A 15049-nucleotide genomic window follows, 5' to 3' on the forward strand; every position below is an offset into this window, starting at 1 on the left:
GTGGCGGGGACTAGCCTGGACGGAACACACGGCGCAGGTCGCCGCAGGAAGGAACACAGTGCAGGTACTCGGGAACCGGATCATCGTCGCCGCCTTCGACGGCTGGAACGACGCCGGTGAGGCCGCGTCCGCCGCCGCCGAGCAGATCGACGACGGCGGCTTCGACGTCGTGCACGCCGCCGACCCCGAGCTGTACTTCGATTACCAGTGGGCTCGGCCGACCCTCGAGCGCGATGAGGAGGGCACCCGCAGCCTGCGCTGGCCCTCGGCGCGGATGCTCCGGCCGACCGCGGCCTCCGACGGCGCCGAACCGCGGCTGTGGCTGCTGACCGGCACCGAACCCGCACGCGCTTGGCAGGCGTTCAGCGCGGAGTTCATCGACGCCGCCCTCAGCGAGGACATCACGGGATTCGTCACGCTCGGCGCGATGCTCTCGGACGTGCCGCACACGCGCCCGATCTCGATCTTCGCCTCGAGCGAGAACGCCGAGGTCCGTGAGGCGCTCGGCATCGAGCGCTCCACCTACGAGGGGCCCATCGGGATCCTCTCCGCACTGGAGCACTCGGCGGAGCAGGCCGGGATCCCCGCACTTTCGCTCTGGGCCAACGTGCCGCACTACGTGCAGACCGGTGGTTCCTCGCCCAAGGCCACGCTCGCACTCCTCGACCGGCTGCACGAGGTGACCGGCGTCGACGTCCCGCGCGGGACGCTCGCCACCGAGGCCGCCATGTGGGAGGCCACGATCGACGCGGCCGCCGCGGAGGACGAGGAGATGGCCGCCTACATCGCGCAGCTGGAGACGAAGCGCGACACCTGGGATTCCCCCGACGCCTCGGGCGAGGCCATCGCTCAGGCCTTCGAGCGGTTCTTCCGCCGCAACGGCGAGGGCCCGGGCGAGCACAAGCGCTGAGCCGCCGGTCCCTGAGCCTGTCGAGGGGCCCGGGATCCGATCGGCGTCGCCGACCGACGCGTCGTCAGGGCTTGATCACACCCAGCGCGAGCAGGACGATCAGCACGATGCCGAGCAGGATCCGGTAGACGACGAACGGCAGGAAACTGCGCTGCGAGATCCAGCGCATGAAGAACGCGATCACGCCGAGCCCCACGACGAAAGCGATGCCTGTGGCGGCGAGCGTCTCGCCGGCGGAGAACACGCTCGGCTCGCCGATGCTCTTGACCGCCTGGTACACGCCGGATCCGAAGACCGCGGGGATCGCGAGCAGGAAGGCGTAGCGCGCGGCCGCTTCGCGCTCGTAACCGAGCAGCAGTCCGGCGGTGATGGTGCCGCCGGAGCGCGAGACGCCGGGGATCAGCGCGAGGGACTGCGCGAGGCCGTACACGATGCCGTGGCCGAGGGTGAGGTCCTTGAGCTTGCGCCGCCGCGCCCCGATCGCGTCCGCGACCCCGAGCAGCACGCCGAACACGATCAGCATGATCGCGACGAGCCAGAGCGAACGGAACACGGTCTCGATCTGATCCTTGAACACGAGGCCCAGCACCACGATCGGGATGCTGCCGATGATGATCAGCCATCCCATCCGGGCGTCGGGGTCGTTGCGCGGAATCCGGCCGATCAGGGCCAGCCACCAGTTGCCGACGATGCGCACGATGTCGCGCCAGAAGAACACCACGACCGCAGCCTCCGTGCCGATCTGGGTGATGGCGGTGAACGCGGCGCCGGGATCCTGCGCGCTCGGCAGGAAGGCGCCGACGATGCGGAGATGCGCGCTGGAGGAGATGGGCAGGAACTCGGTGAGTCCCTGGACGATCCCCAGGAAGATGGCTTCGAGAAGGTGCATGGATCGCTTTCGCGTCGTGCGCAGGCTCGCGCGGTTCGGTCGGTCGGTGGGCGGTCGGAGCCCCGCGGCGGGTGCTCAGTAAGTCCGCAGGAGATCGGTGAGGACGCGCTGCCCGAACACCAGGGACTCGACCGGCACCCTCTCGTCCACACCGTGGAACATGCCGGTGAAGTCGAGATCGGCGGGGAGCTTCAGGGGTGCGAAGCCGTAGCCGGTGATGCCCAGGTAGGCCAGCGCCTTGTTGTCGGTGCCCGCGCCGAGCAGGTAGGGGATGACGGGGACGCCCGGATCGTGACGTCCGAGGGCCGCGACCATTGCTTCGACGAGGGGGCCCGCGAACGGGGTCTCCATGCCGATGTCCTGCACGACCATCTCGATCTCGATGTCGTCGCCGACGAGTGCGCGCAGCTGCGCGAGCACGTCCTCCTCCTGACCGGGGATCACGCGCACGTCGATGAGCGCCTCGGCGCGCTCCGGGATCACATTGTGCTTGTAGCCGGCCTGCAGCACGGTCGGATTCGTCGTCGTGCGCAGCGTGGACCGCAGGAACGCCTCCGCCGGGCCGGCGGTCGCGGCGAGGGCATCGGGGTCGTCCACCGGAAGACCCGTCAGGGCGCTCATCCGGTTCAGGAACTCGCGGGTGGTGTCGGTCAGCTGGATCGGCCACGACGTGCGGCCGATCGCCGTCACCGCCTCGGCGAGCCTCGTGACCGCGTTCTCGGGGTGGAAGCGGCTGCCGTGCCCCGCCCGCCCCTTCGCGATGAGGCGGATCCACATCAGCGCCTTCTCCCCCACCTGGAGGAGATAGGCGCGCTGGTCTCCGACCGGGATCGAGTAGCCGCCGACCTCGCTGATCGCCTCGGTCGCGCCGGCGAACCATTCGGGGCGGTTCTGCACGACGAGGGCCGAGCCCTCGACGCCGCCGTTCTCCTCATCGGCGAAGAACGCCAGGATCAGGTCGCGCTCCGGCTGCTCCCCCGCGCGCAGGATCTCCGCCACGGAGGTGAGGATCATCGCGTTCATGTTCTTCATGTCGACCGCACCGCGGCCCCAGAGCATGCCGTCCTGCACGATGCCGGCGAACGGGTCGACCTGCCAGTCGTCCGCCATCGCGGGCACGACGTCGAGATGGCCGTGCACGACCAGCGCCGGCTTGTCCTTGTTCCTGCCCGCCACGCGCGCCATCACGTTCGTGCGCCGCGGGATCGGCTCGTAGTACTCCGGCTGAAGCCCGAGCGACTCCAGGTAGGCGCCGACGTATTCCGCGGCTTCGCGTTCGCCCTTCGCGTCACCGCCGCCGAAGTTGGAGGTGTCGAAGCGGATGAGCTCGGCGGCGATCCGCGCGACCTCGGGAAGTTCGGCATCCGACTGGGGCATGCGTCCAGGCTACCCAACGGTCGAGGGCGATCCGGAGCCCGAGATCTTCGGCCGACCTCGGCGACGCGCCCGACATGCACCGCGGTTCGAGGGGTCACACGGAACGTGATAGTGTCATTCTTCGGTTGGGAACAGCCGAAAACACCAGCGCGGGTGGCGGAATAGGTAGACGCGCTAGCTTGAGGTGCTAGTGCCCGAATAGGGCGTGGGGGTTCAAGTCCCCCCTCGCGCACGCTGGTGAGAAGGCCCGGATCGAGAGATCCGGGCCTTCTTCGTGTCTGGTCGCAGCGCGTGGACCCGACGTATGCGCGGGTGTCGTCGCAAGCGAAGAGCCGGGATCGACGACCCCGGCTCCTCCGTTGCGCAGAGCGCGTCAGCCCACGCTGACGTTGAACAGCAGACCCAGTGCATAGGTCACGGCCGCGGCGCCGAAACCGATCGCCAGCTGGCGCAGGCCGCGGCGCAGCGGCGGGCCCCCGGAGAGCACGCCGACGGTCGCTCCGGTGCCGAGCAGCGCGATGCCGACGAGGGCAAGAGCCACCAGCACCGCGGGAAGGCCCTGCATGCCGAAGATCCAGGGCAGCACCGGCACGATCGCGCCGGATGCGAACAGCAGGAAGCTCGAGATCGCCGCGGGCCACGCGTTCCCGATGATCTCGTGCTCGTCGCCGCCGTCGGTGGGCACGCGCAGCGGCCCCGTGGCGCGCTGCGCCAGGCCCGCCTTCGCGGCGCCCACGACGCGGCGCGCGCGTTGCAGCGACTCGTCGGCGTCCATGCCCCTGGCACGGTAGACGAGCGCGAGCTCGTTCTCGTCCAGGTCGAGGTCGCTCGCGGTGGCGTCGCCGTGCCCGTTCTCCTCTGTCGCTTCGAGCAGCTCGCGCTGCGAGCGGACGGACACGAATTCGCCGGCACCCATCGACAGGGCGCCGGCGAGCAGGCCCGCGAAGCCGCTGAACAGGACGAGGCCGCTGCTCGCCCCTGTCGCCCCGATGCCCAGCACGAGCGCCAGGTTGCTCACCAGGCCGTCGTTCGCGCCGAACACCGCTGCCCGGAACGAGCCGGAGAGCTGGCGTCGACCGCGGGCGGCAAGGCCTCGGACGACTTCGAAGTGCACCTTCTCGTCGGCGCGCATGGCCGGAGTGGCATATACCTCGGCGTCGTACGGGGACCGCGCCTCCGCGCTCTGGGCCAGCGCGAGAACGAAGATGGAGCCGAACCGTCCGGCCATCCAGCCGAGGGTCCGCGTGCGCAGACCCGGTCGCGGAAGCCGGGCGGGCTCTCCGCCGAGCAGCGCAAGCCAGTGCGCCTCGTGGCGCCCCTCGGCGGCCGCGAGCTCGAGCAGGATCTCGCGCTCTTCGCCCTCACGGCGCTGAGCGAGCTGCTGATAGACGTGCGCCTCGGCGCGCTCCTCCACGAGGTAGCGCGCCCAGCGGCGGCGGTCGGCCGCGGTGGGTTCGGCGTGGGCGGTTTCAGGCGTGTTCATGAGGTCCTTCATGGATCGAGGCAACCGCTCAACGCTATCGAGGCCAGGGCCCGGAATCCGCGCCAGGACGGGGATTGACAGCATTTCGGGGATCCGAACCGGGCGCTGCCGGGCGCGTCCCCGCGCCATCTGCGGGGCGGGTCGGCTCAGGCCCGCACGCGCCGCCGGAGCAGGTCGATCCGCGACTGCAGCTGGGTCACCGTGGCCTGGGCGACCGCCGGACCGCCGCAGAGCCGGCGCAGCTCCGCGTGCACGGCGCCGTGCGGTTCGCCGGTCTGCTTCGCGTAGACGCCGACGAGGCTGTTGAGCAGCTGCCTCTGTTCGCGCAGGGTGCGGTGCAGCGGCTCCGGCAGCGTCGTCGTCTGCGCCGGAGCGGCGGCCTCGCGCGCTTCCCGCAGCCGGGATTGCCGGGATTGGCGCTGCATGAGCAGCTCGTGCACGTGCTCGGGTTCGAGAAGACCCGGGATCCCGATGAACTCCTCCTCCTCGGGAGTGCCGGGCTCCGCGAGCTGACCGAACTCCTTGCCGTCGAAGACCACGCGATCGAAGTGCGCGAGCGAGGAGATCGCCTGGTAGCTGAACTCCTGGGTGAGCGCGTCCGAGGCCTCGTCCTCACGGTTCGCGCTCTCCAGCAGCGAGTCCTCGAGACCGTCCTCGTCCTTGGACTGGCGGTCGAGGGCATGGTCGCGCTGCTTCTCGAGCTCGTTCGCGAGCTTCATCAGCACGGGGACGTTCGGCAGGAACACGCTCGCCGCCTCGCCGCGACGACGCGCGCGCACGAAGCGGCCGATCGCCTGAGCGAAGAACAGCGGCGTCGAGGACGACGTGGCGTACACCCCGACGGCCAGACGCGGCACGTCCACCCCCTCCGACACCATCCGCACCGCGACCATCCAGCGGTCGTTCGAGGAGCTGAACTTCTCGATGCGCTCCGACGCGGTCGCATCGTCGGACAGCACCACGGTGGCGCGCTGCCCGGTCAGCGAGTGCAGGATCTTCGCGTACGCGCGGGCCACGGTCTGGTCCGTCGCGAGCACGAGCCCGCCGGCGTCGGGCACGTGCTGGCGGACCTCGGTGAGCCGGCGGTCTGCGGCCGACAGCACGGCGGGCATCCACTCCCCCTCCGGATCCAGCGCGGTGCGCCAGGCCTGAGAGGTGACGTCCTTCGTGTTGTCCTGACCGAGATGCGCTTCGAGCTCGTCGCCGGCGCTCGTGCGCCAGCGCATCTTGCCCGCGTACATGTGGAACAGCACGGGCCGCACGACGCCGTCCTGCAGCGCCCGCCCGTAGCCGTACGCGTAGTCGGTGCTGGAGATCCGTGCACCGGACTCGTCGGGGAGGTAGTCGACGAACGGGATCGGCGCGGTGTCGCTGCGGAACGGGGTGCCGCTGAGCAGCAGCCTGCGCCGTGCCGAGCCGTACGCGTCGCGGATCGCATCTCCCCAGCTCAGCGCGTCGCCGCCGTGGTGCACCTCGTCGAGGATCACGAGGGTGCGCCCGCCCTCCGTGAGGTGCTTGTGCACCGAGGACTTCGCGGCGACCTGCGCGTACGTCACGACGACGCCGTGATACTGGCGCGACGGCGCCCAGTGGCTGTTGCGGAAGCGCGGATCCAACCGGATGTGCACGCGCGCCGCGGCGTCGGCCCACTGCGTCTTGAGGTGCTCGGTCGGGGCGACCACGATGACGCGGTCGATCTCGTTCGTGTGAAGCAGCTCGACCGCGAGCGTGAGCGCGAACGTCGTCTTGCCTGCGCCCGGCGTCGCGGCGACCAGGAAGTCGCGGCGTTCGGGGATCCGGAAGTACTCCTCCAGCGCTTCGCGCTGCCACGCTCTCAGCCTGTCGGCGGTACCCCAAGGGGCGCGCTGGGGGAAGGACGGAGAGAGCATGGGATTCCACGATAGACGAGGCGCCTGACATTCCCGGGCGCGTCGGATCGCCTCTCCCCCGGCTCAGCATTCCCAGAGGATCGGCTCAGCGGATCCAACACGGGCGATCGTAAAGTGCGAGCCGGCATTCCACTCGGAGCGCCCAGCCCGAAGGAATCTCCGTGACACGACACCGTTCGGTGCGCCCGATCGCTCAGCACAGCTCTGCGCGGCGGCCCCGCGCCTGGGCACGAGCACTCCGCACGCTCGGCATCGCGCTCGCCGTCGTCCTGGTGAGCGGCGTGGCCGTGGTCGGCTATGTGGTCAGCGATCTCACCGCGGCTGTGGCCCACAACAGCGTGCAGCTCGAAGGCGGCCCCACGACGGCGCCCGACATCGGTGCGTACAAGAACGGCTTCAACCTGCTCGTCGTCGGCATCGATGCCTGCGAAGCCAAGTACGCCGACCTGTTCCCCGGGCGCTGCGACGGCCCGGACGCCTCGAGCGTGAACAACGACGTGACCGTGCTCATGCACGTCTCGAACACCCCGCGCCGGATCACGGTCGTGAGCTTCCCGCGCGACATGATCGTACCCGTACCGTCGTGCACCGCGAAGGACGGCACGAGCGTCTCCGCGCAGAGCGCGGCGCAGATCAACAGCACCTACGACGAGGGCGGACTCTCGTGCGTCGCCAAGACGGTGTCGGCGCTGTCCCGGCAGCAGGTCGACTTCGCCGCCGCGGTCAACTTCGGCACCGTGATCGACATCACGAACGCGATCGGCGGGGTCCAGGTCTGCCTCGCGACGCCGATCGACGATGCGTACACCGGGCTGAACCTGAGTGCGGGCGAGCACACCATCCAGGGCCTGCAGGCGCTGCAGTTCCTGCGCACCCGGCACGGGCTCGTGAGCGGAAGCGACCTCGCGCGCATCGGCAACCAGCAGCAGTATCTGGCGAGCCTCGCCCGCCAGCTCACGAGCGGCAAGGTGCTCTCGAACGTGCCGGAGGTGCTCAGGATCGCCACGATCGCGTTGACGAACCTCGAGGCCAGTACGACGCTCAAGAACCCCGCGACGATCCTTCAGCTCGCCCTCGCCGTCAAGGATGTGCAGCCCGCGGACATCACGTTCATCCAGTATCCGAACGTGACCGACCCGGACAACCCCAACCGGGTCGTGCCGGACGATGCCTCCGCCCAGACCCTGTGGGCGGCCGTCGCGGCGAATCAGCCGGTGCTGATCACGCACCAGAACACTGCGAACGACGGCGTCACGGTCGAGCCGACGACGCCGACGACCGCCCCGACGCCCGCGCCCACCGGTGCGTCGGCGACCTCGACCCCGACGCCCGCAGCCACCGCGGTCCCGCTCTCCGACAACGTCCGCGGCAGCACAGCCGCGCAGCAGACCTGCACGAACGGCGACACCAGCGGCTGATCCGCCTGTCCGCGGGTAGTCTCGAATGCTGTGCCGCGCCGAACAGGCGCCCGCGAGGAGGAGAGGATCATGTCCGGTCACGAACCGCGCACCCCGTACGTCCCCAACGAGACACCGCACCCGTGGCACCGCTACGTGGCGATCGGCGACTCCTTCACGGAGGGCATCGGGGATCCGGAGCCCAATGCGCCGGGAGGCCACCGCGGCTGGGCCGACCGCGTGGCAGCGGTGCTCGGCGCCCAGAGCGAGGACTTCGCCTACGCCAACCTCGCCGTGCGGGGCAAGCTCATCGGGCAGATCAGCGACGAGCAGGTCGCCCCCGCCATCACGCTGAACCCCGACCTGATCACGCTGTGCGCCGGCGGCAACGACGTCATCCGCCCTGGCACGGATCCGGACGAGATCGCCGTGCTGCTCGACGACATGGTCACGCGCCTGTCGCGCACCGGCGCCGCGATCGTGCTGATCACCGGCATCGACACGAACTTCACCCCGGTGTTCCGACCGTTCCGCGGCAAGGTCGCGATCTACAACGAGAACGTGCGGGCGGTCGCCGAGCGGCACGACTGCATCGTGGCGGACCAGTGGGGGCTGAAGACCATCCAGGATCCGCGGTTCTTCGCCGACGACCGGCTGCACATGAACCCGCTCGGCCACCACGAGGTCGCCCGCATGGTGCTGCGCGCCCTGAACGTGCCGAACGACCTCCAGGAGATGGCCGCCGACCCGTTCCCCGTGCGCACCTGGCGCGAGGCCCGCAACGAGGACCTGGTCTGGGCGCGCACGCACCTGGTGCCCTGGGTGCTGCGACGCCTGCGTCACCAGTCCTCCGGCGACACCATCGAAGCCAAGCGGCCAGAGCCGATGCCCGTGGTGCTGCCGCACGAGGAGTGAGCGACCGCTCCGGGGCGGTCACGCGTTCCGGAACGGCCTTCAGGGACGGATCGCCGGCGGGTGCTGCAGCGCCCAGAGTGCGACGGCGGCGGTGGAGGCGACGTTGAGTGAATCCACGCCTCCGGCCATCGGGATGGTCACCACCGCGTCGGCCGCCGCGAGCGCCGGGGCTGACAGACCGGGCCCTTCGGATCCGAACGCGAGTGCGACCCGTTCCGGGCGACGCGCGGCATAGGAATCGAGCGTCTCGGCGTCGTCGCGGAGCGCGAGCGCCGCGAGCAGGATCCCCTCGGCGCGAAGGACCGGCGTCAGCTCGTCCCAGCCGTCGAAGCGCGTCCATGGCACCTGGAACACGGTGCCGGTGCTGACCTTGACGCTGCGCCGGTACAGCGGATCCGCGCAGCGGGCCGAGACGAGGACCGCGTCGGCGCCGAGAGCCGCAGCCGCGCGGAAGGCGGATCCGACGTTCTGGTGCTCCACGAGGTCCTCCAGGACGAGGATCGTGCGCGCCCCGCGGAGGACCTCCTCGAGCGCCGGGAGCGCAGGTCGGTGCATGGCCGCCAGCGCGCCGCGATGGACAGGGAATCCCGCAGCCGCCTCGACCACCGCGTCGGCGCAGACGTACACGTCGACCTCGACGTCCCCGAACAGTGCGCGGAGGCCGTCCAGCCAGCGCTCCTGCGTGAGCACGGAGCGCGGGCGGTGTCCTGCGCCGACAGCCCGCTCGATGACTTTGAGCGACTCGGCGATGTACAGCCCGCCCTCGACGTCGCTGCGCACGCGCAATGCAGTGTCGGTCAGACCCCGGTAGTCGTCGAGCCGGGGATCAGCGGGGTCGTCGATGCGGAGCTCATGCACGGAACCACTCTGACAGGTCGCCCGGCCGCGCGTCGCCCGCCCGGCGGCCGTGCAGGATCCCGCCCGTAGACTCGGGCGAGGAGGTCGGATGAACAGCAGCAGCACGTCGTTGCACGCCCAGCTCGAACCCGTCGCAGAACTTCTCGCCGATCGCCGCATCGCCTTCCTGACCGGCGCCGGTCTCTCCACGGACTCGGGCATCCCCGCGTATCGCGGGGCCGGTTCGACCCCGCGGCGCACGCCGATGACCGTACAGACCTTCCTCGGCTCGGAGGACGCGCAGCGGCGCTACTGGCTGGGCGGACACCTCGGCTGGCGCTCGTTCGGCACCGCCGTCGCGAACCCTGGGCATCGCGCCATCGCCGGACTCGAACGGGCCGGCCGCGCGGTCGGTGCGATCACGCAGAACGTCGACGGTCTGCACCTCGCTGCGGGATCCGCCCGCGTGGTCGAGCTGCACGGCACCATGCGCACCGTGCTGTGCCTGCACTGCGGGCAGAGCTTCTCCCGCGACGCCGTCGCCGCCCAGATCGAGGAGCGCAACGTCTGGCTCGACGTTCCGGACGACGTGCTGCTCGGCCCGGACGGCGACGTGCGCCCGGAGACCACGGAGGGCTTCGTCCTGCCGGTGTGCACGGTGTGCGCGGGACCCCTGAAGCCCGACGTCGTCTTCTTCGGCGAGTACATCCCCACCGAGCGCTTTGCGACGGCCGAGGCCCTGCTGCGCTCCGGCGACGCGCTGATCGTCGCGGGGTCGTCCCTGGTCGTGAACTCCGGCATCCGGATCATCGAGCGCGCTCGCCGTCGGAGCCTCCCCATCGTCATCATCAATCTGGAGCCCACGCGCGCCGACGCCTGGGCCTCCGCAACGATCGCCGCCTCCACCAGCCTCGTCCTCCCCGCCCTTCTGGAGCTGCTCACGTGACTCTCATCACACTCATCCGCCACGGTCAGACCGATTGGAACCTGGAGGGCCGCATCCAGGGGTCCACCGACATCCCTCTCAACGACACCGGCCGTGCGCAGGCGCGCCATGCCGCCGTGCAGCTCGCGGGCGTCGCCTTCGACCACGTCTATGCGAGCCCCCTCGGTCGCGCGCGGGAGACCGCGGAGATCATCGCCCGCGAACGGGGACTGTCCGCGCCGCTCGTCACTGTCGGGATGCGCGAGCACGAGTTCGGCGAGGCAGAAGGTCTGCTCTGGGACGAGTACCGGGAGCGGTTCGGGGCGAGAACCGACGACGTGCCGGGGGCGGAGACCGTGCAGCAGCTGACCGATCGCGCCCTCGCATCGCTCACGCGGATCGACCTCGCGGCGCGGCGCCGCTCCGCGCCCCACGTGGAGTCGGTGCTCGTGTGCACCCACGGCGGCGTCATCCGTGCACTGCTCGAGCACGCCTCGGGGGGCACGCTGCCCGCGCCGGGAGAACGGCTCGGGAACGCGTCGGTGCACCGCTTCGCGATGGACGGCGGAGGCCTGCGCCTGCTCGACGCGGCCTCCGTCTGAGGCCCGCCCGCCGGGGCGGCGCTCGGGTCCGGAACACCCCCGGGCGTAGGATCGAAGACGCCGCCGATCCCGAGGAGAGCCGTGAATCCCGCCCCTGCACCGACTTGGCGGATGTGGCTGATCTGGATCGTGGGCGTGTCCGCCTACGTGCTGTCGATCACGAACCGGACCTCGCTGTCGGCGGTCGGCGTGGACGCCGCGCACCTCTTCCAGGCCGATGCGTCGACGCTGTCGCTCTTCGCCGTGCTGCAGCTCGCCGTGTACGGACTCATGCAGATCCCCGTCGGTCTGCTGCTGGACCGCTACGGATCCCGCCCGATCATGGTCGCGGGCATGCTCCTCATGGCGGTCGGCCAGCTCGTGATGGCCTTCGCGCCGAACGTGGGCGTCGCGATCGTCGCCCGCATGATCCTCGGAGCCGGCGACGCGGCGATCTTCCCCGGCGTCCTGCGCCTCGTGGCGATCTGGTTCCCGGCGCAGCGCGGTCCGCTGATGGCCCAGCTGACCGGAATCGTCGGCCAGCTCGGGCAGCTGGTCGCGATCCTCCCCCTCCCCGTCCTGCTGCACTCGACGTCGTGGTCCGTCACCTTCGGGAGTCTGGCCGGGCTCGGCGTCCTGTTCACGGTGCTCGTCTTCGCACTGATCCGCAACCGCCCGCCCGACCTCACCGAGGATGTCTCGGTGAACACGGACACCGGAGCGATCCGGGTCGTCACCTCCCAGGCGGATCTGCGCGTCACCCTGCGCGAGGCCCTCGCCCATCCCGGAACGCGACTCGGCTTCTGGACGCACTTCACCACGCCCTTCGCCGGCACCGCCTTCATGATGCTCTGGGGCATCCCGTTCCTCACGAACGGAGAGGGGCTCTCGATCGGCGCCGCGTCTCTCGTGACCACCGTCTACGTGCTGTTCGGGATCCTGTTCGGTCCCGTGCTGGGAACCCTCTCCGCCCGTCATCCGACCAGTCGCTCGCTCATGCTCGTCCTGCCGACGATCGCCCTGCAGGTGATCGTCTGGCTCGCCGTGATCCTCTGGCCCGGTCAGGCGCCGCTCTGGCTGCTGATCCTGTTGGCGATCGCGCTCGCCACGGGCGGCCCGGCCTCGATGGTCGCGTTCGATCACGCGCGCACGCATAACCCGCAGCACCGGCTCAGCACGGCGACGGGTGTGGTCAACGGCGGCGGATTCCTGGCCGCGCTCATCGCGATCTTCCTGATCGGCCTCGCGCTCGACCTGCAGGGCGCCGGCACGCCGTCGACCTACACACTCGACGCATTCCGCTGGGCGTTCGTCACGCAGGTTCCGCTGTGGGTGCTCGGCACGGCCTTCATCATCCGCGAACGGCGCCTGACCCGGCGGGTGCTGGGCCTGGAGCGCCGCCCCCGGAACGACTGATCGCGCCGCCCGCAGACGGCGCGATCGGCACGTCTCAGCCGAGCAGCATCGCGCGGCCGGGTTCCTGCAGCACGTCGGCCACCGCCTTCAGGAACTGCGCCCCCTCGGCGCCGTCCACGATCCTGTGATCGAACGAGAGGCTGAGCGTCATGATGTCGCGCAGCGCGATCTCGCCCTTGTACTCCCAGGGCAGGCGCCGCACGGCGCCGAGCGCGAGGATCCCGGTCTGCCCCGGAGGCAGGATCGGAGTGCCCGCGTCGATGCCGAACACGCCGATGTTCGTGAGCGAGAACGTGCCGCCGGCGAGGTCCGCGGGCGGGGTCTTGCCGCCCCGGGCCGTGCGCGTGAGCTCGGCGACCGCGGCGGCGAGCTCGCCGAGCGGCATCCGCTCCGCGTCGCGGATGATCGGGACGATCAGCCCGCGATCCGTGGCCGCGGCGATGCCGAGATCGACGAAGTGCTGCTGCACGATCTCGCCCGCGTCGCCATCCCATCGAGCGTTGAGCCCCGGGAATGCGGCGAGGGCCAGGCACACCGCCTTCGCGACGACGGTGAGCACGCCGATGCGCGGGGCGTCGGGCTTGGCACTCGCGCGCAGCGAGGCGATGAGCTCACTCGTCGCTGTCACGTCGACCGTGTGGAAGGTGGTCACGTGCGGTGCGGTGAACGCGCTCCGCACCATCGCCTCCGCCGTGTGCTTGCGCACCCCGCGGACCGGGATCCGGGTGGTCGCCCGCTCCCCCGCCGGGCGCCTGGCACCGGCGGCAGAGGCGGGTGCGGGGATCGTCTCGGTCGCCACGCCGGCACCCCGCTGCACGAGGCGCTCGCGGTAGGCGTCGACGTCTGCGCGGGTGATCACCCGGTCTCCGAGCTCGGCCGCGACGAGCACGAGGTCCACGCCCAGTCCCTTCGCGTAGGCGCGGACGGGCGGCGTGGAACGAGGGCGCTCCCCGCGCACAGGCGGTGCCGGCACCACCGCGATGTCGTCATGGGGCGCAGCGACGCGCACGTCGACGTCTGCGACGACCGCGGTCGTCGCCGCGACGGATCCCGCTCTCGCACGACGTGCGCGACGCTGCGGCCGGCCGCTCGACGGCGCGGCGCCATAGCCCACGAGGTTCGGTCCGGAGCCCTCCTCGACCTCGGCGACCGCGGCGGGGGCTTCCGGCTCCAGCGCCTCCTGTCCCTCGATCTCGAAGCCCACGAGCGGCGCGCCCACGAGGACGACGTCCCCTGCGGCGGCGTGCAGCGTCGTGATCAGGCCCGCGTGCGGCGAGGGCAGTTCGACGATCGCCTTGGCGGTCTCCACCTCGGCGAGCGTCTGGTTCAGGGTGACCGTGTCGCCTTCGGCGACCAGCCACTGCACGATCTCCGCCTCGGTGAGACCCTCACCGAGATCCGGAAGGAGGAATTCCTGCTTCATCGGTCGACCCCCTCCAGCAGTTGCTCGTCATCGCAGACGCGGTCGACCGCGTCGAGGATCCGGTCCAGGTCCGGCAGGTGGAACTTCTCCAGCTTCGCGGGCGGATACGGGATGTCGTGGCCCGTGACGCGCAAGGGCGCCGCTTCGAGCCAGGTGAAGCACTTCTCGGTGATGCTCGCGATGACCTCGGCCGCGACACCGGCCTCGCGGGCCGCTTCGTGCGCGACGACCACCCGCCCGGTCCGGCGCACCGACGCGCAGACGGTGCCGTAGTCGATCGGCGAGAGCGAGCGCAGATCGATCACCTCGAGCGACCTGCCCTCCGCTTCGGCGGCCTCGGCGGCCTCGAGGGCGGTGCGCACCATGGCGCCGTAGGTCACGATCGTGGCGTCCGTGCCCTCGCGGACCACACGGGCGAGGCCCATCGGCGCCGCGTCCGCGAGCGGGGTCTCCAGATCGACCTCGCCCTTGGCGTGGTACAGCCGCTTGGGCTCGAAGAAGATCACGGGGTCGTCGCTCGCGATGGCCTGACGCAGGCACGTGTACGCGTCCTGCGGGTTGGAGACCGCGATCACGCGGAGTCCCGCGGTGTGCACGAAGTACGCCTCCGGCGACTCGGAGTGATGTTCGGCCGCGCCGATGCCGCCGCCCCAGGGGATGCGGATCGTGATCGGCATGGGGACGGTGCCCTGGGTGCGATAGTGCAGCTTCGCGACCTGCGAGACGATCTGGTCGAACGCGGGGTACACGAATCCGTCGAACTGGATCTCGACCACCGGCCGGTATCCGCGCATCGCGAGGCCGACGGCGGTGCCGACGATTCCCGACTCCGCGAGCGGGGTGTCGATGACCCGCTCCGCGCCGAACTCGTCCAGGAGCCCGTCGGTGATGCGGAACACGCCGCCGAGCTTGCCGATGTCCTCGCCGAGCAGGAGGACCTTCGGGTCGTCCGCCAGCGACTGCTTGAGGGCCGCGCCGAGCGCCTTGCCCATCGTCATCTGCGCCAT

13 protein-coding genes and 1 tRNA gene are annotated in these 15049 nt (G+C 70.7%); 7 read left to right on the forward strand and 7 right to left on the reverse strand.

Annotated features, from left to right (window positions below):
• Window positions 1-58: 58 nt before the first annotated feature.
• Complete coding sequence (locus RS86_RS15415; protein ID WP_045273136.1) at window positions 59-910, forward strand: PAC2 family protein; 852 nt, start codon at window positions 59-61, stop codon at window positions 908-910.
• Between the two features lie 64 nt (window positions 911-974).
• Here the strand turns inward: RS86_RS15415 and RS86_RS15420 are convergent, their stop codons facing one another.
• Together RS86_RS15420 and RS86_RS15425 are read right to left on the reverse strand one after the other, a co-directional pair.
• On the reverse strand, window positions 975-1799 hold the full coding sequence (locus RS86_RS15420) for an undecaprenyl-diphosphate phosphatase (protein ID WP_045273137.1): 825 nt from the start codon (window positions 1797-1799) through the stop codon (window positions 975-977).
• A gap of 75 nt (window positions 1800-1874) precedes the next feature.
• Window positions 1875-3176 carry a M20/M25/M40 family metallo-hydrolase gene (locus RS86_RS15425; RefSeq protein WP_045273138.1) on the reverse strand — a complete coding sequence of 434 codons (1302 nt, stop codon included), beginning with the start codon at window positions 3174-3176 and terminating at the stop codon, window positions 1875-1877.
• Between the two features lie 147 nt (window positions 3177-3323).
• Here RS86_RS15425 and RS86_RS15430 point away from each other — a divergent pair.
• A tRNA-Leu gene (locus tag RS86_RS15430) sits at window positions 3324-3408 on the forward strand.
• 141 nt (window positions 3409-3549) lie between these two features.
• Here the strand turns inward: RS86_RS15430 and RS86_RS15435 are convergent.
• Window positions 3550-4659: a VIT1/CCC1 transporter family protein gene (locus tag RS86_RS15435; protein WP_045273316.1), complete on the reverse strand. Its 1110-nt coding sequence runs from the start codon at window positions 4657-4659 to the stop codon at window positions 3550-3552.
• A 146-nt stretch (window positions 4660-4805) separates the two neighbouring features.
• Complete coding sequence (locus tag RS86_RS15440; protein ID WP_045273139.1) at window positions 4806-6548, reverse strand: DEAD/DEAH box helicase; 1743 nt, start codon at window positions 6546-6548, stop codon at window positions 4806-4808.
• 161 nt (window positions 6549-6709) lie between these two features.
• On the opposite strand from RS86_RS15440, the gene RS86_RS15445 reads away from it, so the two are divergent.
• Together RS86_RS15445 and RS86_RS15450 are read left to right on the forward strand one after the other, a co-directional pair.
• The gene (locus RS86_RS15445; protein WP_082076821.1) at window positions 6710-7966 is read left to right on the forward strand and encodes an LCP family protein; all 1257 of its coding nucleotides are present in this window, start codon (window positions 6710-6712) and stop codon (window positions 7964-7966) included.
• Window positions 7967-8035: 69 nt separating this feature from the next.
• Window positions 8036-8860 carry an SGNH/GDSL hydrolase family protein gene (locus tag RS86_RS15450; RefSeq protein WP_045273140.1) on the forward strand — a complete coding sequence of 275 codons (825 nt, stop codon included), beginning with the start codon at window positions 8036-8038 and terminating at the stop codon, window positions 8858-8860.
• A 39-nt stretch (window positions 8861-8899) separates the two neighbouring features.
• Here the strand turns inward: RS86_RS15450 and RS86_RS15455 are convergent, their stop codons facing one another.
• Complete coding sequence (locus RS86_RS15455) at window positions 8900-9718, reverse strand: TrmH family RNA methyltransferase (protein WP_045273141.1); 819 nt, start codon at window positions 9716-9718, stop codon at window positions 8900-8902.
• Between the two features lie 88 nt (window positions 9719-9806).
• On the opposite strand from RS86_RS15455, the gene RS86_RS15460 reads away from it, so the two are divergent.
• From RS86_RS15460 to RS86_RS15470, 3 genes are all read left to right on the forward strand, one after another.
• Complete coding sequence (locus RS86_RS15460; protein WP_045273142.1) at window positions 9807-10643, forward strand: Sir2 family NAD-dependent protein deacetylase; 837 nt, start codon at window positions 9807-9809, stop codon at window positions 10641-10643.
• Window positions 10640-11224, forward strand: coding sequence for a histidine phosphatase family protein (locus tag RS86_RS15465; RefSeq protein ID WP_045273143.1), 585 nt, complete (start codon window positions 10640-10642; stop codon window positions 11222-11224). Before RS86_RS15460 ends, RS86_RS15465 begins: the two co-directional genes overlap by 4 nt.
• A gap of 111 nt (window positions 11225-11335) precedes the next feature.
• The gene (locus RS86_RS15470; protein WP_045273144.1) at window positions 11336-12619 is read left to right on the forward strand and encodes an MFS transporter; all 1284 of its coding nucleotides are present in this window, start codon (window positions 11336-11338) and stop codon (window positions 12617-12619) included.
• Between the two features lie 34 nt (window positions 12620-12653).
• Here RS86_RS15470 and RS86_RS15475 read toward each other — a convergent pair whose 3' ends face one another.
• The gene (locus tag RS86_RS15475) at window positions 12654-14042 is read right to left on the reverse strand and encodes a dihydrolipoamide acetyltransferase family protein (RefSeq protein ID WP_045273145.1); all 1389 of its coding nucleotides are present in this window, start codon (window positions 14040-14042) and stop codon (window positions 12654-12656) included.
• Window positions 14039-15049, reverse strand: a complete 1011-nt coding sequence (locus RS86_RS15480; RefSeq protein ID WP_045273146.1) for an alpha-ketoacid dehydrogenase subunit beta — start codon at window positions 15047-15049, stop codon at window positions 14039-14041. The genes RS86_RS15475 and RS86_RS15480 overlap by 4 nt, the downstream gene beginning before the upstream one ends.

Origin of the sequence: Microbacterium azadirachtae (assembly GCF_000956505.1) — a bacterium.
GTDB lineage: Bacteria > Actinomycetota > Actinomycetes > Actinomycetales > Microbacteriaceae > Microbacterium > Microbacterium azadirachtae_A.

Bases quoted from the DNA above. Each gene is read 5' to 3' on its own strand.
- RS86_RS15480 (WP_045273146.1), bottom strand. From the start codon at position 15,049: ATGGCGCAGATGACGATGGGCAAGGCGCTCGGCGCGGCCCTCAAGCAG.
- RS86_RS15440 (WP_045273139.1), bottom strand. From the start codon at position 6,548: ATGCTCTCTCCGTCCTTCCCCCAGCGCGCCCCTTGGGGTACCGCCGAC.
- RS86_RS15475 (WP_045273145.1), bottom strand. From the start codon at position 14,042: ATGAAGCAGGAATTCCTCCTTCCGGATCTCGGTGAGGGTCTCACCGAG.
- RS86_RS15420 (WP_045273137.1), bottom strand. From the start codon at position 1,799: ATGCACCTTCTCGAAGCCATCTTCCTGGGGATCGTCCAGGGACTCACC.
- RS86_RS15450 (WP_045273140.1), top strand. From the start codon at position 8,036: ATGTCCGGTCACGAACCGCGCACCCCGTACGTCCCCAACGAGACACCG.
- RS86_RS15460 (WP_045273142.1), top strand. From the start codon at position 9,807: ATGAACAGCAGCAGCACGTCGTTGCACGCCCAGCTCGAACCCGTCGCA.
- RS86_RS15425 (WP_045273138.1), bottom strand. From the start codon at position 3,176: ATGCCCCAGTCGGATGCCGAACTTCCCGAGGTCGCGCGGATCGCCGCC.
- RS86_RS15435 (WP_045273316.1), bottom strand. From the start codon at position 4,659: ATGAACACGCCTGAAACCGCCCACGCCGAACCCACCGCGGCCGACCGC.
- RS86_RS15470 (WP_045273144.1), top strand. From the start codon at position 11,336: ATGTGGCTGATCTGGATCGTGGGCGTGTCCGCCTACGTGCTGTCGATC.